Below are 20,956 nucleotides of genomic sequence, written 5' to 3' on the forward strand. Positions count from 1 at the left end.
AAATGTCAGACATTAATCCAATCCTTTCCGGGTCGGCGCAGAGCGTTGCTGCCTACCAGGAAGCGATCGAGCAGAGCTCCCGTGCCGTTGTCGAATGGCTCAAGCAGCCTGAGATGTACCAGGGCAAAACCGTGGAGCAGCTGCGCGAGCGTATTCAGCTGGTGTTTACGTCGGAGGGCCTGGGCAACCAGGCCGCCATCGAGCGCGCGGTGGAGTATTTCCTGAAGGACAGCCTTCTTGTCCACCACGCACAGTGTGTGGCGCACCTGCACTGCCCAAGCCTGGTGATAAGCCAGGCCGCGGAAGTACTGATCAACGCCACCAACCAGAGCATGGACTCATGGGACCAGAGCCCGTCGGCGACCATCATTGAGGTGAAACTCATTGAATGGCTGCGCGAGCAGGTGGGTTACGCGGCGGGCGATGCAGGTGTGTTCACCAGCGGCGGCACGCAGAGTAACCTGATGGGGCTGATGCTGGCGCGTGACGCCTTCTTTGCTCGTCAGGGCCACTCCGTTCAGCAGCATGGCCTGACCGGCAACCTCAGCAAGTTGAAGGTATTCTGCTCGAAAGAAGCGCACTTCTCGGTGCAGAAGAACATGGCGCTGATGGGGCTGGGCTACCAGTCCGTCACGCTGATCGAGACCGATGCCTTCTCGCGCATGGACGTTGCCGACCTGAAAGCCAAACTGGCGCAGGCCAAAGCGAACGGCGAGCAGGTGATGGCAATTGTGGCCACCGCAGGCACGACCGACGCGGGTGCCATCGATCCGTTAACGGACATTGCCGCGCTGGCGAGTGAAGAAAATATCTGGATGCATGTGGATGCGGCCTGGGGCGGGGCGCTGCTGCTGTCTGAGCAGTTCCGCCACTATCTGAACGGCCTGGAGCTGGCGGATTCGGTTACCCTCGACTTCCACAAGCAGTACTTCCAGACCATCAGCTGCGGCGCTTTCCTGCTGAAGGAAGCCCGTCACTACGAGCTGATGCGCTACCAGGCGGCTTACCTGAACTCTGATTTTGACGAAGAGCACGGCGTGCCGAACCTGGTGTCGAAATCCCTGCAGACGACGCGCCGCTTTGATGCCCTGAAACTGTGGATGGGCCTCGAAGCGCTCGGTAAAAAGCAGTATGCCGCGATCATTGATAACGGCGTAACGCTGGCGCAGCAGGTTGCGGAATATGTGCAGGCACAGCCGGAGCTGGAACTGGTCATGACGCCGCAGCTGGCGAGCGTGCTGTTCCGCTTCCGTCCTGAGCAGCACGATCCTGCGTTCGTGGCGCTGCTGAATCAGCGTATCGGGGATGTGCTGCTGGCCTCCGGAAGCGCCAACGTGGGCGTGACGGAAGCGAATGGCATGACCTGCCTGAAGATGACGCTGCTGAACCCGACCGTTTGCCTCGACGACGTGAAAGCGTTGCTGGAAAGCGTGAAAGCGACGGCGCAGAAACTGCTCTCCGCCTGATTCATTCCGGCAGTCTAAACGCCAGCCCTGGTCACCGACCGGGCTGGCGTTTTTTTATGCCTGTTAAATGACAATCCACAGCAGAATGACGACCACGATGGCCGCAATAAGCATCAGGCCCGGTCGGGCGGACATCGCTTTCATCTGCTCGATAAACGGCGTGAACGGGTTGAAAATCGGCTGGACATAGCGGGTATCGAGCGTGTCCTGCGAGCGCTCAACGCGACGCAGGAAGACCTGATTGAGCAAATCCTGCACCTGCGCAGGTGTCAGCACGGTTTGCGGCGTGGCCTGCAAGGTTTGTTGGGCATAGTCGCGCAGGGCGTTAAACTCCTGAGCATCTAACGGCTGCTTCAGGGCGGCCTGAAGGCTGGTGAGCGTAGGCGCGGGCTGCTCGCTCAGCGTCTGACGCGCCTGAAGCCAGGTCATCAGCTGGTTGAAGTGTTTGGCCGGGATCAGCTCGCCGGTTTTGACGCCGGAAAGTTCCAGCATCGACTGCCAGATAAGCTTGCTGGATTCGCCCGTGGCGGCGGCCACTTTGGTCACCATCTGATTGAGCGTGTTGTGCTCGGCGGGCTGGAGCGGCCTGTCCGTTGCCGGGCGCTGCTGCGGCTGTGGAATGGTCAGCTGGTTGGTTTGCAGCAGTTGCAAAACCGTTTTGAGCTGATCGGGCGTCAGCTGGCTCAGGGCTGTCTGCCCAAACTGCTGGCGAATAAAGTCGCTCACCGCCTGGCGATTGTTGCCCTGGCTTAGCAGCTCTGTCAGCTGCGCCACAACCTGACGCACTTCATGCGTCTGCTGGGCGCTCGCGAGGCGCTGATTGAGGTTCTGTTCCGCCGCCGGGAAGTGCCTTGAGAGCAGCTGCGCATCGTTTTTCAGGCCCAGATCGTGCTTCATACCGGCCCACACCCCGGCGCTTTGCTGTGAGGTCAGCGCGATAAGTCGCGTGATAAGACGTTCGAGCACCGTGCGCTGTTGCGTGGAGAGCGGCTGGTCGCCGAGTTTGCTGGTGGGTGGTGCTTCCCCTGGAGGGCGGGCGGGCAGACCTGAAATGGGTTGCGTCATGATAAATCCTGCATGTCCGTCGGTGTTCTCAAGGCTCAGTGTTCCTGGCGGCAAGATTATGGCACACTTCCCCGGTTAACTCTCGTTTCAGACAGGTACTGTACCGTGAAAATCCTTGTTGATGAAAATATGCCCTACGCCCGCGAGCTTTTTAGCCGTTTGGGTGACGTAAAGGCGGTTCCCGGCCGCCCGATTCCTCAGCACGAGCTGGATGACGCCGATGCGCTGATGGTGCGCTCGGTCACCAAAGTGAATGAGGCACTGCTGGCCGGAAAAGGGATTAAGTTTGTCGGCACCGCCACGGCGGGTACCGATCATGTCGATGAGAAGTGGCTGGCGCAGGCTGGGATCGGTTTTTCTGCCGCACCTGGCTGTAACGCCATTGCCGTCGTGGAATATGTTTTCTCTGCGCTGCTGATGCTGGCTGAACGCGACGGTTTCGCCCTGAAAGATCGTACCGTGGGCATCGTGGGCGTGGGCAATGTTGGCGGGCGTTTACAAAAACGTCTTGAAGCGTTGGGCATCCGTACGCTGCTTTGCGATCCGCCACGTGCTGATAACGGCGACGAAGGCGACTTCAAAAGCCTCGACGAGCTGGTTCAGCAGGCCGATGTGCTGACGTTCCACACGCCGCTGTTTAAGGACGGGCCATACAAATCGCTGCATCTGGCGGACGAGGCGCTGATTTCACGCCTGAAGCCGGGCAGCATCTTAATTAACGCCTGCCGTGGCCCGGTGGTGGATAACGCCGCGTTACTGAAATGCCTTAAGGCCGGGCAGGATTTGAGCGTAGTGCTCGACGTGTGGGAGCCGGAGCCAGATTTGAATACTGAGCTGCTCTCGCTCGTTGATATCGGCACTGCGCATATCGCCGGTTACACCCTGGAAGGGAAGGCGCGTGGCACCACGCAGGTGTTTGAGGCCTATAGCGAATTTATCGGCAAACGCCATCAGGTGGCGCTCGAAACGCTGCTGCCCGCCCCGGAATTCGGACGCATCACGTTGCACGGTGAACTCGATCAGGCGACGCTAAAAAGGCTGGTGCATTTGGTGTATGATGTGCGCCGCGATGATGCGCCGCTGCGGAAAGTGGCGGGGATCCCGGGCGAGTTCGACAAGCTGCGCAAAAATTACCTTGAGCGCCGCGAGTGGTCCTCTTTGCATGTCCTCTGCGATGACGCAAAGAGCGCTGAACTGCTGAAAAATTTGGGCTTCAACGCCGTCCATCACGCCGCGCGTTAATGTCTTCTTAATACGCCCTGCCAGATACTCTGGCGGGGCGGCTATTTTATTTCTGGAGTAAACCACCATGTCTGAAGGCTGGAATATTGCCGTACTGGGCGCAACGGGCGCCGTGGGTGAAGCCCTGCTCGACACTCTTGCAGAGCGCCAGTTCCCGGTGGGAGAGATTTATGGCCTGGCGCGTAGCGAAAGCGCGGGCGAGGCGCTGCGCTATGAAGGCAAAACCGTTCGCGTGCAGGACGTGGCCGAATTTGACTGGACTCAGGTTCAGCTGGCGTTCTTTGCCGCAGGCGTTGAAGCCTCTGCGGCCTGGGCTGAAGAAGCGACCAATGCGGGCTGCCTGGTCATCGACTTAAGCGGCCTGTTCGCGCTGGAGCCAGACGTGCCGCTGGTAGTGCCTGAAGTGAACCCGTTTGTGCTGGCGGATTACCGCAACCGCAACATCGTCGCGGTGCCGGACAGCCTGACCAGCCAGCTGCTGGCGGCGCTGAAACCGCTTATCGACGAAGGCGGCCTGTCGCGCATTACCGTGACCAGCCTGATGTCTGCCTCCGCACACGGCAAAAAGGCCGTTGACGCGCTGGCCGGGCAGAGCGCTAAACTGCTCAACGGCATTCCGATTGATGAGGACGATTTCTTCGGTCAGCAGCTGGCGTTCAACATGCTGCCGCTGCTGGCGGATCGCGAAGGCAGCGTCACCGAAGAGCGCCGAATCGTCGATCAGGTTCGCAAGATTTTGCAGGACGAAGGCCTGATGATCTCCGCCAGCTGCGTGCGTGCGCCAGTGTTTTATGGTCACGCGCAGATGGTCAGCTTCGAAGCGATGCGTCCTCTGGCGGCGGAAGAAGCGCGTGACGCGTTTGCCCGTGGCGAAGACATTGTGCTGTCTGAAGAAAGCGATTTCCCGACTCAGGTCGCGGATGCTTCCGGCAGCGCGCATCTTTCAATTGGCTGCGTGCGCAACGACTACGGCATGCCGGAGCAGGTTCAGTTCTGGTCCGTGGCCGATAACGTTCGCTTCGGCGGCGCGCTGATGGCGGTGAAAATCGCCGAGAAACTGGTTCAGGAGTATATGTACTGATGTCTGAAGTGGAATCGCTGCCACGCTTTAAAATCGCACTCGGTATCGAGTACGACGGCAGCAAATACTACGGCTGGCAGCGTCAAAACGAAGTGCGCAGCGTGCAGGAGAAGCTTGAAAAAGCGCTCTCTAAGGTGGCGGACGAGCCCATCAACGTGCTTTGTGCGGGGCGCACCGATGCTGGTGTCCATGGCACAGGGCAGGTGGTGCACTTTGAAACCCACGCCGAGCGCAAAGACGCGGCGTGGACGCTCGGGGCGAATGCAAACTTACCCGACGATATCGCGGTGCGTTGGGTGAAGGCGGTGCCGGATGATTTCCACGCCCGCTTCAGCGCCACCGCCCGGCGTTATCGCTACATCATCTACAATCAGCGGCTGCGTCCGGCGATTCTGGGCCAGGGCGTGACGCATTATTATCATCCTCTTGATGCAGAGAAAATGCAGCGTGCGGCCCAGAGCCTGCTCGGTGAGAATGACTTTACCTCGTTTCGTGCGGTGCAGTGCCAGTCGCGCACGCCGTGGCGAAACGTGATGCACATTAACGTTGAACGTTACGGTGCTTATGTGGTGGTGGATATTAAGGCCAACGCCTTTGTACATCATATGGTGCGGAACATTGTGGGCAGCCTGATGGAAGTGGGTGCCGGAAACCAGCCGGAGAGCTGGATTGCAGACCTGCTGGCAGCGAAGGACAGAACGCTTGCGGCAGCGACGGCGAAAGCGGAAGGGCTGTATCTCGTTGCGGTGGATTATCCGCAGCGATTCGACCTTCCCAAACCGCCAATGGGCCCGCTTTTTTTAGCGGACTAATGCAGTCACTTAAGGTTAAGCAACTATGGATCTGATTCGCTTTCTGATTGATTTTATTTTGCATATTGATGTGCACCTCGCCGAACTGGTTGCTCAGTACGGCGTCTGGGTTTATGCCATTCTGTTCCTGATCCTGTTCTGTGAAACGGGGCTGGTGGTCACGCCGTTCCTGCCGGGCGATTCGCTGCTGTTCGTTGCCGGGGCGCTCTCTGCGCTGCCGACCAACGATCTGAACGTGCATCTGATGGTGGTGCTGATGGTGATCGCGGCGATTATCGGCGATGCGGTTAACTACACCATCGGGCGCGTGTTTGGCGAACGGCTGTTCAGCAACCCGAACTCGAAAATCTTCCGTCGCAGCTATCTCGACAAAACGCATCAGTTCTATGATAAGCACGGCGGTAAAACCATCATTCTCGCCCGATTTGTGCCAATTGTTCGCACCTTCGCGCCGTTTGTGGCGGGAATGGGGCACATGTCCTATCGTCATTTTGCGGCGTACAACGTGATTGGCGCGCTGCTGTGGGTGCTGCTGTTTACCTATGCGGGTTACCTGTTTGGCGACCTGCCGATCGTGCAGGAGAACCTGAAACTGCTGATCGTGGCGATTATCGTACTGTCGGTGCTGCCGGGCGTTGTCGAGATCATTCGTCACAAGCGTGCCGCCGCTAAGCAGGCGAAGCAGGTAAAATAATCAAAGTGCCCTGAGCGGGGAAAGTGGCACCGGTTCGACCACTTTTTTGTCCCATGTTCAGGGCTCTTATGTTTTAATGTGCAACATTTCATGGTCTGTAAGTCGTTAAAATGGCATTATTCGCCGCTTACAGCAAAAACTGGCATCGACCAGGTTCAGGCAGAAAGGTTATCAATGAGCTGGATTGAACGAATTAAAAGCAACATAGCCCCCACCCGCAAGGCGAGTATTCCGGAAGGGGTATGGACCAAATGTGACAGCTGCGGGCAGGTTCTGTACCGCGCTGAGCTTGAGCGTAACCTGGAGGTTTGCCCGAAGTGTGACCACCACATGCGTATGTCAGCGCGTAATCGCCTGCATAGCCTGATGGATGAAGGCACCCTCGTGGAGCTGGGGAGCGAGCTTGAGCCAAAAGATTTGCTCAAGTTCCGTGACTCCAAAAAATACAAAGATCGTCTGGCTTCTGCTCAGAAAGAAACCGGCGAGAAAGACGCGCTGGTGGTGATGAAAGGCACGTTGTTCGGCATGCCGGTCGTTGGTGCAGCGTTTGAGTTCTCCTTTATGGGCGGCTCAATGGGTTCCGTTGTTGGTGCGCGTTTCGTCCGTGCGGTGGAATACGCGCTGGAAAACAACTGCCCTATGGTTTGCTTCTCCGCTTCCGGCGGTGCCCGTATGCAGGAAGCGCTGATGTCGCTGATGCAGATGGCAAAAACCTCCGCAGCGCTGGCAAAAATGCAGGATCGCGGTCTGCCATACATTTCCGTGCTGACCGACCCAACCATGGGCGGTGTTTCTGCAAGCTTTGCAATGCTGGGCGACCTGAACATCGCAGAGCCGAAAGCGCTGATCGGCTTTGCCGGTCCACGCGTTATCGAGCAGACCGTGCGTGAAAAACTGCCGCCGGGCTTCCAGCGCAGTGAATTCCTGATCGAGAAAGGCGCGATCGATATGATCGTCCGTCGTCCGGAAATGCGCTTCAAGCTTGCCAGCATTCTGGCGAAGCTGATGAATCTCCCGGCACCGAACCCGGATGCGCCGCGCGAAGCCGTGGTGGTACCGCCGGTACCGGATCAGGAACCAGAGGCCTGATAATCTACTCTATGGATTTCGAGTTGCAGGAAGGCGGCCAGATAGCGAATCCCGATGAGCTTACTAAGGTAAGTGATTCGGGTGAGATAGCGCAGCCAACGCACCTGCAGCTCGAAAGACGACGAGTAAAAAGGGCAGGGCCAGACGGCGCTGCCCTTTTTACTTATGTTCACCGTTAACTATCGCGGGCATCATGGAAAAAGAACTCACTCCTCTCGCCACGTCGCCCCTCGCTACGTGGCTTTCTTATCTGGAACATCTGCACAGTAAAACCATCGATTTAGGGCTCGCTCGCGTGAGCGAAGTCGCGGCTCGAATGGGCGTGCTGAAGCCTGCTCCGTTTGTATTTACCGTGGCGGGCACTAACGGCAAGGGCACGACCTGTCGCACGATTGAATCAGTGCTGACGGCGGCTGGCCTGAAAGTTGGCGTTTACAGCTCTCCGCATTTGGTGCGCTACACCGAGCGCGTGCGCGTGCAGGGTGGGGAGCTGGCTGAGTCGGCGCACACTGCATCCTTTGCTGAAATCGAAAAGGCGCGCGGTGATACCTCCCTGACCTACTTTGAATTCGGCACGCTCTCGGCGTTGTGGCTGTTTAAGCAGGCGCAGTTGGACGTGGTCATCCTCGAAGTCGGACTTGGCGGTCGTCTGGATGCCACTAACATTGTGGATGCTGACGTAGCCGTTGTGACCAGTATTGCGCTCGACCACACAGATTGGCTCGGCCCGGATCGCGAAAGCATTGGCCGCGAAAAAGCGGGCGTCTTCCGCGGCGGCAAGCCTGCCGTTGTTGGCGAACCCGATATGCCGCACACCATTGCTGATGTGGCGCAGGAGAAGGGCGCAGAGCTGCTGCGTCGTGGCGTTGACTGGCAGTATGACGTTCAAAGCAGCGGCTGGTCATTCCGTGACGCGCAGGGCTCGCTGAACGATTTACCTCTGCCGCTGGTGCCACAGCCGAACGCGGCAACAGCGCTGGCTGCGCTGCGCGCAAGCGGGCTGGCAATCAGCGAACAGGCGATTCGCGAAGGCATCAAAAATGCAATGCTGCCGGGGCGTTTCCAGATCGTGAGCGAATCACCGCGCGTGATTCTGGATGTGGCGCATAACCCGCATGCTGCAGCTTATCTCGCCGAACGTCTCAAAATGCAGCCTGCTGAGGGGCGCACTTTGGCGGTCATTGGTATGCTGCATGATAAGGACATCGCCGGAACGCTGGCGTGCCTGTCGGGCGTGGTGGACAAATGGTACTGCGCCCCGCTGGAAGGGCCGCGCGGGGCTACGGCGGAACAGCTGGTGGAACATTTGCGAGATGGCGAAGTCTATGCCACTGTAGCGCAGGCGTGGCGTGCCGCAATGGCGGATGCCCGCCCGCAAGATACGGTGCTGGTGTGTGGTTCCTTCCACACGGTAGCCCATGTAATGGAAGCGATGGACGCGGGGAGAACCGGTGGCGAGTAAGTTTCAGAATCGTTTAGTCGGAACCATTGTGCTGGTAGCACTGGGCGTGATTGTGCTTCCGGGTCTGCTGGATGGTCAGAAAAAACATTATCAGGATGAGTTCGCGGCGATCCCGCTGGTGCCAAAACCAGGTGATAAAGACGAGCCGGACATGTTGCCTGCCGTGACTCAGGCACTGCCTTCGCAGCCTCCGGAAGGGGCCGCGGAAGAAGTGCGTGCCGGTGATGCGGCTGCGCCGTCGCTTGATGCGTCGCGTTATGCGGCGAATAACAGCGGCAATGAGATGGATGACGCGGCACAGCCCGTACAGCAGCCAAAACCAAAACCGGTGGCGCCAAAGCCGCAGCCGCAGGTGCAGACTCAGCCTAAACCTCAGCGTGATAACACCAGTGAGCAGCTGGCTGCGGCTTCTGAAACGGCACCTGCGCCACAGAAACCTGCCGCGGTGGATAAGCCTGCGCCAACGGGCAAAGCCTATGTGGTGCAGCTAGGCGCGCTGAAAAATGCAGACAAAGTGAATGAGATTGTCGGCAAGCTGCGTGGGGCAGGGTATCGTGTCTTTACCGCGCCATCCACGCCGGTTCAGGGTAAAATCACCCGAATTCTGGTTGGGCCGGATGCGTCGAAAGACAAGATGAAGGGCTCGCTTGGGGAGCTGAAGCAGCTTTCCGGGCTGAACGGGGTGGTGATGGGTTACAGCCCGAACTAAGCATTCGATTTCCCCTCTCCCTAAAGGAGAGGGCGTTAAAGATGAAGCAAAAAGAGAGTGAATTAGCCCCTATAAGGTTAAAAACTCCGGTGGCGTTGAGCATTTTTTCAGCGCCATTTTTATTTGGGCGGGGAAAGGAAATCCCTACGCAAACGTTTTCTTTTTCTGTTAGAATGCGCCCCGAACTGGACGACAGGGCGTAAAATCGTGGGACGACTATGGTCTGGATTGATTACGCCATTATTGCGGTGATAGGTTTTTCCTGTCTGGTAAGCCTTATCCGCGGCTTTGTTCGTGAAGCATTGTCACTGGTAACCTGGGGTTGTGCTTTCTTTGTTGCCAGCCATTACTACACTTACCTGTCTGTCTGGTTTACGGGCTTTGAAGACGAACTGGTTCGAAACGGGATTGCTATCGCGCTGCTCTTTGTCGCGACGCTTATCGTCGGTGCTATCGTTAACTACGTTATCGGTACGCTGGTTGAAAAGACGGGCCTGTCGGGAACCGACAGGGTGCTTGGGATCTGTTTTGGTGCGCTACGTGGAGTGCTTATCGTTGCCGCCATTCTGTTCTTCCTCGACACCTTCACTGGCTTTTCAAAAAGCGATGACTGGCAAAAGTCACAGCTGATCCCGCAGTTCAGCGTCGTCATCAGAATGTTCTTTGACTATCTGCAAAGCTCGTCGAGTTTCTTGCCCAAAGCATAAGCTTTGGGGAGTTCTGAACGAGGAAAATGACGTATGTGCGGTATTGTCGGTATCGCCGGTGTTATGCCGGTAAACCAGTCGATTTATGACGCGTTAACGGTGCTTCAGCACCGTGGGCAGGATGCCGCGGGCATCATCACCATTGATGCAAACAACTGCTTCCGTTTGCGTAAAGCCAACGGCCTGGTGAGCGATGTGTTTGGCGCCGTGCATATGCAGCGCCTGCAGGGCAATATGGGTATCGGCCATGTCCGCTATCCGACTGCGGGCAGCTCCAGCGCTTCCGAGGCGCAGCCTTTCTACGTAAACTCTCCCTACGGCATCACTCTTGCGCACAACGGCAACCTGACCAACGCCCACGAGCTGCGCCAGAAGCTGTTTGAAGAGAAGCGCCGCCATATCAACACCACCTCTGATTCCGAAATCCTGCTCAACATTTTTGCGAGCGAGCTGGATAACTTCCGCCACTATCCGCTGGAAGCTGACAATATCTTTGCGGCAATCGCCGCCACCAACCGCCTGATCCGTGGGGCATATGCCTGCGTGGCGATGATCATCGGTCACGGCATGGTTGCCTTCCGCGATCCGAACGGTATTCGCCCGCTGGTGCTCGGCAAGCGCGACATCGGCGATGGCCGTACCGAATATATGGTGGCGTCTGAGAGCGTGGCGCTGGATACCCTCGGTTTCGAGTTCCTGCGCGACGTCGCTCCGGGTGAGGCCGTTTACATCACTGAAAAAGGTCAGCTGTTCACCCGTCAGTGCGCTGACAACCCGGTGAGCAACCCGTGCCTGTTCGAATATGTTTACTTCGCGCGTCCGGACTCGTTTATCGACAAAATTTCGGTTTACAGCGCTCGCGTGAACATGGGCACTAAACTCGGCGAAAAAATTGCACGTGAATGGGAAGATCTGGACATCGACGTGGTGATCCCGATTCCGGAAACGTCCTGTGATATCGCGCTGGAAATCGCCCGTATTCTCAACAAGCCGTACCGTCAGGGCTTTGTGAAAAACCGCTACGTAGGCCGCACGTTTATCATGCCAGGCCAGCAGCTGCGCCGTAAATCCGTTCGCCGTAAGCTGAACGCCAACCGTGCAGAGTTCCGCGATAAAAACGTGCTGCTGGTGGATGACTCCATCGTGCGTGGCACTACGTCAGAGCAGATTATCGAAATGGCGCGCGAAGCAGGGGCGAAGAAAGTGTACCTGGCTTCTGCCGCGCCAGAAATTCGCTTCCCGAACGTTTACGGCATCGATATGCCAAGCGCCACGGAGCTGATTGCCCACGGTCGTGAGGTGGATGAGATTCGTCAGATCATCGGCGCGGATGGCCTGATTTTCCAGGATCTGAACGATCTCATTGAAGCGGTACGCGCTGAGAATCCGGACATTCAGCAGTTTGAGTGCTCGGTGTTCAATGGGATTTACGTCACCAAAGACGTGAATCAGCAGTATCTCGATTACCTCGATACCCTGCGTAATGACGATTCGAAGGCACTTCAGCGTCAGAATGAAGTTGAAAACCTTGAGATGCACAACGAAGGTTAATCCCGACTACGCCCTCTTGCGGGAGGGCATCCTCCTTGCAACTCGCCGTTATTTACGGCAAAGTCTGCCCTAATATGCAGAAAGGGCGGTAATAGTGAAACGACTCATAGTTGGAATTTCCGGTGCCAGCGGCGCGATATACGGCGTTCGGCTGTTGCAGGTGCTGCGCGACGTCGCAGAGGTGGAAACCCATCTGATTATGAGCCAGGCCGCGCGCCAGACCCTCTCCCTTGAAACCCCTTTTAGCCTGCGGGAAGTCCAGGCGCTGGCAGACGTTGTGCATGATGCGCGGGATATTGCCGCCAGCATCTCCTCAGGGTCGTTCAAAACCGCCGGTATGGTGATTCTGCCGTGCTCAATCAAAACGCTTTCCGGTATCGTTCACAGCTATACCGACGGTCTGCTGACGCGCGCTGCTGACGTGGTGCTGAAAGAACGGCGACCGCTGGTGCTGTGCGTGCGTGAAACGCCGTTGCACCTTGGGCATCTGCGTCTGCTGACGCAGGCGGCGGAAATCGGTGCGGTGATCATGCCGCCCGTCCCAGCGTTTTATCACCAGCCGCAAACGCTGGATGACGTGATTAATCAGACCGTTAACCGCGTGCTGGATCAATTCGATATCACGCTGCCGCAGGAGCTGTTCACCCGTTGGCAAGGGGCGCAATAGCTGCACTAAGATAGTGCATCTTTTTGGTGCATGCGTTGCCACCTGGCGATTTTGTAATCCCGATCAAATCCTCAACATTTAATCTCTTTTTTCGCCGTTTAGCGCTGCGGTTTATTTGTCATTGCTGTTATCTTTCATTTCTAAGACAACTCCGCAACTATTCATTAACACATTTAACGCTGTTTTTTTGTGCAGCTGTTAAGGTGGCATAAAACATGCAGAGCAGGTCAGCGACACACAACACAACGACTTACACGCAACAGCATCACGACACTTAAGGGTAATGTATGAAGAAGACGGTTCTGGCTCTCTCTTTAATGCTTGGGATTAGCACTGCCTCCAGCGTATTTGCTGCGCTGCCGCAGACTGTTCGTATCGGTACAGATGCCACTTACGCCCCGTTCTCCTCTAAGGATGCGAAGGGGGACTTCGTAGGATTTGATATCGATTTGGGTAACGAAATGTGCAAACGCATGCAGGTGAAATGCACCTGGGTTGGCAGCGATTTCGACTCCCTGATCCCGTCCCTGAAGGCGAAGAAAATTGACGCCATCATCTCCTCGCTTTCTATCACCGAAAAACGTCAGCAGGAAATCGGTTTCTCCGAGAAGCTCTATGCCGCTGACTCCCGACTGATCGCCGCTAAAGGCTCGCCGATTGTTCCGACCATCGAGTCGCTGAAAGGCAAGCACGTGGGCGTGCTGCAGGGCTCCATCCAGGAAACCTACGGCAACGACAAATGGCGTAGCCAGGGCGTTGACGTCGTGGCCTATCAGAACCAGGATCTGATTTATTCTGACCTGGCTGCGGGCCGCCTGGATGCCGCATTCCAGGATGAAGTGGCTGCCAGCGAAGGCTTCCTCAAGCAGCCAGCAGGCAAGGACTTTGCCTTTGCGGGTCCATCCGTCAAAGACAAAAAATACTTTGGTGACGGCACCGGCGTTGGTCTGCGTAAAGACGATACCGAGCTGAAAGCGGCCTTCGACAAAGCATTCGATTCGCTGCGCAAAGATGGCACCTACGACAAGATGGCGAAGAAGTACTTCGACTTTAACGTCTACGGTGACTAAGACTGTCCTGGCCCGGGTAACCGGGCCTTGCGGGCTGAGCGGTTATCTATACATGTGCAGCATTACGCAATAATGCTTTTTTGTGGTGCGTTTTGTGCACCATAATGGTGCGCTACTGCATAGTTAAGCATCTTTAATGCAAAAAAGTGCGTATTTGGCCCGATAACCTTTTGCCTTAACTGCCTGAATGGTGGCACGATAACCGCTCTGATACTTCTGATTACCCGTTAAATGACAGTCTGTTGAGGATAGTTATGAAAAAACTGGCGTTGTCTCTTTCTCTTGCGTTGGCACTTTCCAGCGTTTCTGTGGCTTTTGCAGCCATTCCGCAGAAAATTCGTATCGGCACAGATCCGACTTATGCTCCCTTTGAATCCAAGAATGCGCAGGGTGAACTGGTGGGTTTTGATATCGATCTGGCCAAAGAGCTCTGTAAGCGGATTAATACACAATGTACCTTCGTTGAGAACCCGCTGGATGCACTGATCCCGTCGCTGCAGGCCAAGAAAATCGACGCCATTATGTCCTCACTCTCCATTACGGAAAAACGTCAACAGCAGATTGCCTTCACGGACAAACTCTATGCCGCAGATTCTCGCCTGGTCGTGAAAAAGGGCAGTCCGGTAACCCCGGATCTGGCTACTCTGAAAGGTAAGCGCGTGGGCGTGCTTCAGGGCACCACTCAGGAAACCTATGGTAATGAGCACTGGGCGCCGAAAGGCATCGAAATCGTCTCCTATCAGGGCCAGGACAATATCTATTCTGACCTGACGGCCGGGCGTATCGATGCGGCATTCCAGGACGAAGTGGCGGCAAGCGAAGGGTTCCTCAAGCAGCCTGTCGGTAAAGATTATCAGTTTGGCGGCCCGTCCATTAAGGACGAAAAACTGTTCGGCGTCGGCACCGGTATGGGCCTGCGTAAAGACGATAACGAACTGCGTACTGCCCTGAACAAAGCCTTTGCCGAAATGCGCGCCGATGGCACCTACGACAAGCTGGCGAAGAAGTATTTCGACTTTAACGTATACGGCGAGTAATCGCCGTTTTCACCGACGGTTCCCGACGTTCCCGGGGCTGGCGGTGGTTTGACTGACAGGACAGGCTCAATGCTGTACGGGTTTTCACTAGTCATATTACAGGGTGCGCTGGTCACCCTTGAGCTGGCCCTCAGTTCCGTCGTGCTGGCCGTGCTTATTGGCCTGGCAGGTGCGGCGGGCAAGCTCTCCGGCAATCGTGCGCTGGCGCTGCTTTTTGAAGCCTACACCACGTTGATTCGCGGCGTGCCGGATCTGGTACTGATGCTGCTTATCTTCTACGGCCTGCAAATTGCCCTCAACAGCATTACTGATGCATTGGGTCTGGCGCAGTTTGATATCGATCCGATGATTGCCGGTATCATTACCCTCGGCTTTATTTACGGTGCCTACTTCACTGAAACCTTCCGCGGCGCATTCCTTGCTGTGCCTAAAGGCCATATCGAAGCGGCCACGGCCTTCGGCTTTACCTCCCGTCAGACGTTTGTGCGTATCCTGTTTCCGGCAATGATGCGTTTTGCGCTGCCGGGAATCGGCAACAACTGGCAGGTCATTCTGAAGGCGACGGCGCTAGTTTCGCTGCTTGGCCTGGAAGACGTGGTGAAAGCCACGCAGCTTGCCGGAAAAAGCACCTGGGAGCCGTTCTACTTCGCTATCGTCTGTGGCGTGATTTACCTGGTGTTCACGACGGTTTCCAATGGGGTGCTGCTTCTGCTCGAGCGTCGTTATTCGGTGGGTGTGAAGAGGGCTGACCTGTGATCGAGATTATTCAGGAGTACTGGAAGTCCCTGCTGTGGACGGACGGCTACCGTTTTACCGGCGTGGCGATTACCCTGTGGTTACTGATTTCCTCCGTGGTGATGGGCGGTATTCTGGCGGTGTTTCTGGCGATCGGCCGCGTCTCCAGCAATAAATATATTCAGTTCCCAATCTGGTTGTTTACCTACATTTTCCGCGGCACGCCGCTGTACGTTCAGCTGCTGGTGTTCTATTCAGGCATGTACACGCTTGAAATTGTTAAAGGTACTGAATTGCTGAATGCGTTTTTCCGCAGCGGCCTGAACTGTACCGTGCTTGCACTGACGCTGAATACCTGTGCGTACACCACGGAGATTTTTGCCGGGGCTATCCGCTCGGTGCCAGCGGGTGAGATTGAAGCGGCCCGCGCCTATGGTTTTTCCGGCGTGAAGCTTTACCGCTGCATTATTCTGCCTTCGGCGCTGCGTATTGCGCTCCCGGCCTACAGCAACGAAGTGATTTTAATGCTCCATTCCACGGCGCTGGCCTTTACTGCGACCGTGCCGGATCTGCTTAAAATTGCCCGTGATATTAACTCCGCAACTTACCAGCCGTTCACCGCGTTTGGCATTGCGGCAGTGCTGTATCTGATCATCTCTTATGTGCTGATTAGCCTGTTCCGCAAGGCGGAAAAACGCTGGCTGCAACATGTGAACCCCTCTTCGACACACTGAGAACATCATGCCTGACAATAAATTAAACGTTATCGATCTGCACAAACGCTACGGCGAACATGAAGTGCTGAAAGGGGTATCACTGCAGGCCAATGCGGGCGATGTGATCAGTATTATTGGCTCGTCCGGCTCGGGAAAAAGTACCTTCCTGCGCTGCATTAACTTCCTTGAAAAACCGAGTGAAGGCAACATTGTGGTCAGTGGACAGACAATTGGCCTGGTGCGCGACAAAGACGGTCAGCTGAAAGTGGCGGATAAAAATCAGCTTCGTCTGCTGCGAACCCGATTAACGATGGTGTTCCAGCACTTCAACCTGTGGAGCCACATGACGGTGCTGGAAAACGTCATGGAGGCGCCGATTCAGGTGCTGGGCCTCAGCAAACAGGAAGCGCGCGAGCGGGCGGTGAAATATCTGGCAAAAGTCGGTATTGATGAGCGTCAGCAGATTAAATACCCGGTACATCTCTCCGGCGGGCAACAGCAGCGTGTCTCTATTGCGCGTGCATTAGCCATGGAGCCAGAAGTGCTGCTGTTCGATGAGCCAACCTCTGCGCTCGACCCTGAACTGGTGGGAGAAGTACTGCGCATTATGCAGAAACTGGCCGAAGAGGGGAAAACCATGGTGGTGGTGACGCACGAGATGGGCTTTGCCCGCGATGTCTCCTCCCACGTGATTTTCCTGCATCAGGGACGTATCGAAGAAGAGGGCCATCCTGATGAGGTATTCGGGAACCCGAAAAGTGCCCGTTTACAGCAGTTCCTCAAAGGCTCGCTAAAGTAAGCTTTTCCCCCTCGTCTCTGGCGAGGGGCTCATTTCTCCAGCCTGTATTCCAGCCGTCATATCACACGCCGTCTATCTCAAACGCTTTTTCCACAATCTGTTCCCGCACAAACCCGAGCTTTTCCAGCTGCTTTACCGAGCCCGCGTTCCCTGCCAGCGCCCAGGTGTTAATGGCGTGCAGATCCAGCGAAGTAAAACCATGCCTGCAAACGGCACTGACGGCCTCCTGGCTCCGGAATTATTGCGCGATGAGGGTGCTATTTTGCTCAAGCTGATGCAGATAGTGCATCACCTCGTTTTTTTCGAGCGAAGAGCGAAGCTGTAAGGCCAGGTTCATGCTGTCAAGGATGTGCGCATTAGCAATCAACGGGGACCCGGCCGCTATGCGACCCTCGCTTGCCAACCAGTCCACAACGGTGCGCCACTGCCAGAGCGGGGAGTTCCCTTTTACACGCTGCACCGGGCCTGGAAACTGACGTGAACCCCTGGCGCCATCTTTAAGCAGAGCAATAGCCTGGCGGGTGAGGCCCGTCAATTCAGCGATATCGCTGAGCCCGACGAGGGTGGAGTCGACGGATTCCACCCGGGCATTCAGCCCGGCGGATTCAACATCATGAATGGCTGACAGCACCGCCTGGGTGAGGTTTTCGCTTTCGCGATCGAACTCAAGATAGACAGCGGTGCCGTAAAAACAGACCAGCGCATCGTCACAGCCGGCGGTAAACAGCGCCTCTTCAAGGCCCGTGGTGTCTGAGGTAACGCCTGAGAGCGTCAGGGTAAAGTTATAGAGTGGCATCGGTGACTCCTTAGGGTTCTTCTGGCGAGCAGGGCTTGCCCGGAAAACAGCTGTCGACCTTTCTGATTATCTGTCTGGCATGATTCTGCGGGCTACCGGGTGTGGACCAGACGCTCATCATATGAAGGCGATGTTCCGGAATGCCGCATTTCAACCGGCCATAGCAGTGTGCGCTGTGACCACCCGGGACAAAAATCCAGCCTTTAGACACGGCATAGCGAATGGCCGCCCGAATGTGTTTGTCAGGATGTTCCTTCATCATTTTGATTCCCGTGCAGTATGAATCGATTGTTGACGGGTGTCAACGGTTGGTTTTTGCGCAAGTCAACCTTGCGCAAGCAGAGAGATTACGCATTTAAGAGGGGAATCGGACCGGTGAGCGGGGCAAAAAGGGAGGAGAATTAGTGGATTGCGAGCAGCGTTCCAGCACGAATGAAACGGTTGCACTGGAACATTGCTCAAAGAGGGCGTGAGGAAATTCAGGCAAGCACGTCGGCCAGCGCTTCCTCCAGGTCATACCAGCGGAAGGCAAACCCCGAATCCTCAAGGCGTTTAGGCAGCGCTCGCTGACCACCCAGCACCAGAATGGAGGACTCACCCATCAGCAGCCTCACCGCCGTGGCCGGAGCTCGAAGCACGGCCGGACGATGCAGGGCGTGTCCGAGCGCGTGAGCAAACTGTTCGTTACGAACCGGATAAGGGGAAACCAGATTGAACGGGCCGCGCAAATCGTTATCCAGCAACCAGAGAATGCCGTTCACCATATCGTCGATGTGAATCCACGCCAGATATTGCCGGCCGTTACCTATTGGACCCCCGAGACCCAGTTTAAACGGCGGCACCATTTTGCCGAGAATGCCGCCCTTGGGTGCTAACACTACGCCAGTGCGTAAAAGGCAAACGCGGGTGGTTTCACTCTGCGCACCACAGGCGATTTGCTCCCAGCGGGCGCAGAGTTTGTGGGTAAATTCGTTATGCGGGGGCTCTTCTTCGGTGACGACCACTTCGCCGAGATCGCCGTAGTAACCCGCAGCAGAACCGGATATCAGGACCGCGGGGGGCGGGGTGCTGGCGGCAAACAGATCCACCAGTTTCTGGGTGATTTGCCAGCGGCTGTTGCACAAGCGCTGCTTTTGTTCTTCAGTCCAGCGTTTATCGGCAATAGGTTCGCCCGCAAGATTGATTACCGCATCAATACCTTCCAGATTGCTGCGCTCGTTGAGTCCTTTCCAAAGCTCAACTCGCGCATCAAGATGCCGACGGGCTTTATCAGGGCTGCGGGTGACAACGGTAACGCTATGCCCGAGCTCAAGCAGGCGTGGGATCAAATGACGGCCTATCAGGCCAGTACCGCCGGTAATCAGGATCTTCATGCAACCTCCCGGTTGCGCTTAGCGTCGCCAGCTCATGGTCATGGAGACTGAATCGGCATATCGCAGCGCGTGAAGTTTGTCGATTTCCACTTCAGCATAAGTGACCCAGTGATGTTCGCATGCGATATTGAGCACATCCTGAGTTAATTTTTCCAGTAAAGAGAATCGGTTATTTTCGACATGGGCGATGATGCGTTTGGTAATTGTACGGTAATTCAGCGCATCGTTTATGTCTTCACTTTCCCTCGCGTGGTCCGCCGGGTAGTGGATGACCACGTTGATGAGGATATCCTGACGGTTGGCTATCTCTTCTTCTTTAATACCAATAAAGGTACGCAGGCGCAGGTTCTTGATACGAATGATGGCGTCTGGCTGGGACATTGCAGGTTTCCTCCTTGTTGTTATTCCAGTCATAATACACAAAGTCCTGTTATTTCGCGTGAATCTTCTGCATCGCCCGATCGGTCGCCGGGCGCTGGCGAATACGCTCAAACCAGTTATTGACCGCCGGGAAGTTTTGCAGGTCGATACGCTGGCGCTGATGGGCGTTGATCCAGGGCCAGCAGGCGATATCCGCGATGCTGTAATGCTCGCCGCCAAGCCATGGACTGTTTTCCAGACGTTTGTTCAGCACGTTATAAAGACGCTGGGTTTCAACCTGATAACGCTCAATGGCATAAGGGACAGGCTGAGGGGCAAAATGGTTAAAATGATGATTCTGCCCAAGCATTGGCCCCAGACCCGCGACCTGCCAGAAAAGCCACTGCAGCGTTTTATGCCTTTCCCGTAGTTCTCCGCTTAGCAATTTTCCTGATTTTTCCGCCAGGTAGAGAAGGATTTCGCCTGATTCAAACAGGCTCAGCGGGGCACCGCCATCCGCAGGGACGTGGTCGACAATGGCCGGGATTTTATTGTTTGGGGAAAGCGAGAGAAACTCCGGGCGAAACTGGTCACCTTTGCTGATATCAACGCGAATGAGGCGGTACGCGAGCTGAGCTTCTTCCAGAAAAAGCGTAATTTTGTGGCCGTTTGGGGTAGGGGCGTAATAGAGGTCAATCATTTTAGCTCCCGAATCTGGGTTATTTTTGTGACTTCTGGAGTATAGGTGGTTAAGACAATTGTGTGAGTTTTCATCAAGTGACAGCTTTGCACAGACGCGATATGTTGATGTTTCCACCTGCAAACCGTTGAGGAAGCTATGACTCGTCCTGTAATTACGCTGTGGTCCGATGCCAATTTTTATTCGCCGTATGTGATGTCTGTTTATGTGGCTTTGCAGGAGAAGGGGCTGACATTCAACCTGAAAACTGTCGATTTGAATAAGGGTGAACACCTTCAGGCAGGCTGGAAAGGATATGGCTTAACCCGACGCGTGCCGCTGCTGGAAGTGGACACCTTTGAGCTCACGGAATCGTCCGCTATCACTGAATACCTTGATGAGCGTTTTGCCCCACCTCAGTGGGAACGGCTGTACCCGCACGACCTTGAAAAGCGCGCCCGCGCCCGGCAGATTCAGGCGTGGCTGCGCAGTGATTTAATGCCCATTCGCGAAGAGCGTTCAACCGACGTCATTTTTGGCGACGTGAAAAAGCCTGCGCTATCAGCGAGCGGCCAGAAAGCGGCTGCAAAATTGTATGAAACGGCGGGGGCGCTGTTGTCTCACGGCAAGCCAAATCTGTTTGGCGAATGGTCAATCGCCGATACCGATCTGGCGCTGATGCTGAACCGTCTGGTGCTCAACGGCGACGACGTACCGGAAGCGCTTGAGGACTATGCTGCATTCCAGTGGCAGCGTGCTTCAGTGCAGCGCTATGTGGCGCTTTCAGCCAGACACGCAGGCTGAACAGCGCAGGATAATCCGTTATGATAGTGCGGTTTTTTGTGG

The 20,956-nt window shown here is 55.9% G+C and carries 24 protein-coding genes; 18 read left to right on the forward strand and 6 right to left on the reverse strand.

Going from position 1 to position 20,956, the window contains the following annotated elements:
- Positions 1 to 2: 2 nt before the first annotated feature.
- On the forward strand, positions 3 to 1,466 hold the full coding sequence (locus CRO87_RS04400; RefSeq protein WP_097161720.1) for an aspartate aminotransferase family protein: 1,464 nt from the start codon (positions 3 to 5) through the stop codon (positions 1,464 to 1,466).
- A gap of 63 nt (positions 1,467 to 1,529) precedes the next feature.
- On the opposite strand, the gene flk is transcribed toward CRO87_RS04400, so the two are convergent.
- Positions 1,530 to 2,531: a flagella biosynthesis regulator Flk gene (gene flk / locus CRO87_RS04405; RefSeq protein WP_097161721.1), complete on the reverse strand. Its 1,002-nt coding sequence runs from the start codon at positions 2,529 to 2,531 to the stop codon at positions 1,530 to 1,532.
- 105 nt (positions 2,532 to 2,636) lie between these two features.
- Between flk and pdxB the strand changes: the two genes are divergently transcribed.
- The 16 genes from pdxB to hisP all read left to right on the forward strand — a co-directional run bounded on the left by pdxB (position 2,637) and on the right by hisP (position 16,902).
- Entirely contained in the window at positions 2,637 to 3,773 is a 1,137-nt protein-coding gene (pdxB, locus tag CRO87_RS04410; RefSeq protein ID WP_097161722.1) for a 4-phosphoerythronate dehydrogenase PdxB, read from the forward strand.
- A 67-nt stretch (positions 3,774 to 3,840) separates the two neighbouring features.
- Positions 3,841 to 4,854 carry an aspartate-semialdehyde dehydrogenase gene (locus tag CRO87_RS04415; RefSeq protein ID WP_097161723.1) on the forward strand — a complete coding sequence of 338 codons (1,014 nt, stop codon included), beginning with the start codon at positions 3,841 to 3,843 and terminating at the stop codon, positions 4,852 to 4,854.
- Positions 4,854 to 5,666, forward strand: a complete 813-nt coding sequence (truA, locus tag CRO87_RS04420; RefSeq protein WP_097161724.1) for a tRNA pseudouridine(38-40) synthase TruA — start codon at positions 4,854 to 4,856, stop codon at positions 5,664 to 5,666. The genes CRO87_RS04415 and truA overlap by 1 nt, the downstream gene beginning before the upstream one ends.
- Before the next feature lie 25 nt (positions 5,667 to 5,691).
- Complete coding sequence (locus tag CRO87_RS04425) at positions 5,692 to 6,360, forward strand: DedA family protein (protein ID WP_097161725.1); 669 nt, start codon at positions 5,692 to 5,694, stop codon at positions 6,358 to 6,360.
- Positions 6,361 to 6,534: 174 nt separating this feature from the next.
- The gene (accD, locus tag CRO87_RS04430; protein ID WP_176504257.1) at positions 6,535 to 7,449 is read left to right on the forward strand and encodes an acetyl-CoA carboxylase, carboxyltransferase subunit beta; all 915 of its coding nucleotides are present in this window, start codon (positions 6,535 to 6,537) and stop codon (positions 7,447 to 7,449) included.
- Positions 7,450 to 7,642: 193 nt separating this feature from the next.
- Positions 7,643 to 8,911 carry a bifunctional tetrahydrofolate synthase/dihydrofolate synthase gene (gene folC / locus CRO87_RS04440; protein WP_097161727.1) on the forward strand — a complete coding sequence of 423 codons (1,269 nt, stop codon included), beginning with the start codon at positions 7,643 to 7,645 and terminating at the stop codon, positions 8,909 to 8,911.
- Positions 8,901 to 9,620 (forward strand): cell division protein DedD, encoded by a 720-nt coding sequence (gene dedD / locus CRO87_RS04445; RefSeq protein WP_097161728.1) that lies wholly within the window; start codon positions 8,901 to 8,903, stop codon positions 9,618 to 9,620. The genes folC and dedD overlap by 11 nt, the downstream gene beginning before the upstream one ends.
- Before the next feature lie 41 nt (positions 9,621 to 9,661).
- On the forward strand, positions 9,662 to 9,823 hold the full coding sequence (locus CRO87_RS22670; RefSeq protein WP_176504258.1) for a hypothetical protein: 162 nt from the start codon (positions 9,662 to 9,664) through the stop codon (positions 9,821 to 9,823).
- A 15-nt stretch (positions 9,824 to 9,838) separates the two neighbouring features.
- Positions 9,839 to 10,327 carry a colicin V production protein gene (gene cvpA, locus CRO87_RS04450; protein ID WP_097161729.1) on the forward strand — a complete coding sequence of 163 codons (489 nt, stop codon included), beginning with the start codon at positions 9,839 to 9,841 and terminating at the stop codon, positions 10,325 to 10,327.
- Between the two features lie 33 nt (positions 10,328 to 10,360).
- Positions 10,361 to 11,878 (forward strand): amidophosphoribosyltransferase, encoded by a 1,518-nt coding sequence (gene purF / locus CRO87_RS04455; RefSeq protein WP_097161730.1) that lies wholly within the window; start codon positions 10,361 to 10,363, stop codon positions 11,876 to 11,878.
- Positions 11,879 to 11,972: 94 nt separating this feature from the next.
- On the forward strand, positions 11,973 to 12,545 hold the full coding sequence (locus CRO87_RS04460; protein WP_097161731.1) for a UbiX family flavin prenyltransferase: 573 nt from the start codon (positions 11,973 to 11,975) through the stop codon (positions 12,543 to 12,545).
- Between the two features lie 287 nt (positions 12,546 to 12,832).
- Positions 12,833 to 13,615, forward strand: coding sequence for a lysine/arginine/ornithine ABC transporter substrate-binding protein ArgT (gene argT / locus CRO87_RS04465; protein WP_097161732.1), 783 nt, complete (start codon positions 12,833 to 12,835; stop codon positions 13,613 to 13,615).
- A gap of 254 nt (positions 13,616 to 13,869) precedes the next feature.
- Positions 13,870 to 14,652: a histidine ABC transporter substrate-binding protein HisJ gene (gene hisJ / locus CRO87_RS04470; protein ID WP_097161733.1), complete on the forward strand. Its 783-nt coding sequence runs from the start codon at positions 13,870 to 13,872 to the stop codon at positions 14,650 to 14,652.
- Positions 14,653 to 14,721: 69 nt separating this feature from the next.
- Entirely contained in the window at positions 14,722 to 15,408 is a 687-nt protein-coding gene (locus CRO87_RS04475; protein ID WP_097161734.1) for a histidine ABC transporter permease HisQ, read from the forward strand.
- Entirely contained in the window at positions 15,405 to 16,121 is a 717-nt protein-coding gene (locus CRO87_RS04480; protein WP_097161735.1) for an ABC transporter permease, read from the forward strand. Before CRO87_RS04475 ends, CRO87_RS04480 begins: the two co-directional genes overlap by 4 nt.
- 7 nt (positions 16,122 to 16,128) lie before the next feature.
- Positions 16,129 to 16,902, forward strand: a complete 774-nt coding sequence (hisP, locus tag CRO87_RS04485; RefSeq protein WP_097161736.1) for a histidine ABC transporter ATP-binding protein HisP — start codon at positions 16,129 to 16,131, stop codon at positions 16,900 to 16,902.
- 238 nt (positions 16,903 to 17,140) lie between these two features.
- On the opposite strand, the gene CRO87_RS04490 is transcribed toward hisP, so the two are convergent.
- From CRO87_RS04490 to yfcG, 5 genes are all read right to left on the reverse strand, one after another.
- Positions 17,141 to 17,698 (reverse strand): DNA-binding protein, encoded by a 558-nt coding sequence (locus CRO87_RS04490; protein WP_097161737.1) that lies wholly within the window; start codon positions 17,696 to 17,698, stop codon positions 17,141 to 17,143.
- Positions 17,699 to 17,708: 10 nt separating this feature from the next.
- Positions 17,709 to 17,957, reverse strand: a complete 249-nt coding sequence (locus tag CRO87_RS04495; RefSeq protein WP_097161976.1) for a hypothetical protein — start codon at positions 17,955 to 17,957, stop codon at positions 17,709 to 17,711.
- A 220-nt stretch (positions 17,958 to 18,177) separates the two neighbouring features.
- Positions 18,178 to 19,071 (reverse strand): TIGR01777 family oxidoreductase, encoded by an 894-nt coding sequence (locus CRO87_RS04500; protein WP_097161738.1) that lies wholly within the window; start codon positions 19,069 to 19,071, stop codon positions 18,178 to 18,180.
- Between the two features lie 18 nt (positions 19,072 to 19,089).
- Positions 19,090 to 19,452 (reverse strand): dihydroneopterin triphosphate 2'-epimerase, encoded by a 363-nt coding sequence (gene folX / locus CRO87_RS04505; protein WP_097161739.1) that lies wholly within the window; start codon positions 19,450 to 19,452, stop codon positions 19,090 to 19,092.
- A gap of 49 nt (positions 19,453 to 19,501) precedes the next feature.
- Positions 19,502 to 20,131, reverse strand: a complete 630-nt coding sequence (gene yfcG / locus CRO87_RS04510) for a GSH-dependent disulfide bond oxidoreductase (RefSeq protein WP_097161740.1) — start codon at positions 20,129 to 20,131, stop codon at positions 19,502 to 19,504.
- Between the two features lie 138 nt (positions 20,132 to 20,269).
- On the opposite strand from yfcG, the gene yfcF reads away from it, so the two are divergent.
- Positions 20,270 to 20,914: a glutathione transferase gene (yfcF, locus tag CRO87_RS04515; RefSeq protein ID WP_097161741.1), complete on the forward strand. Its 645-nt coding sequence runs from the start codon at positions 20,270 to 20,272 to the stop codon at positions 20,912 to 20,914.
- Positions 20,915 to 20,956: the final 42 nt, after the last annotated feature.

The organism is Enterobacter sp. CC120223-11 (assembly GCF_900215375.1).
GTDB lineage: Bacteria > Pseudomonadota > Gammaproteobacteria > Enterobacterales > Enterobacteriaceae > Scandinavium.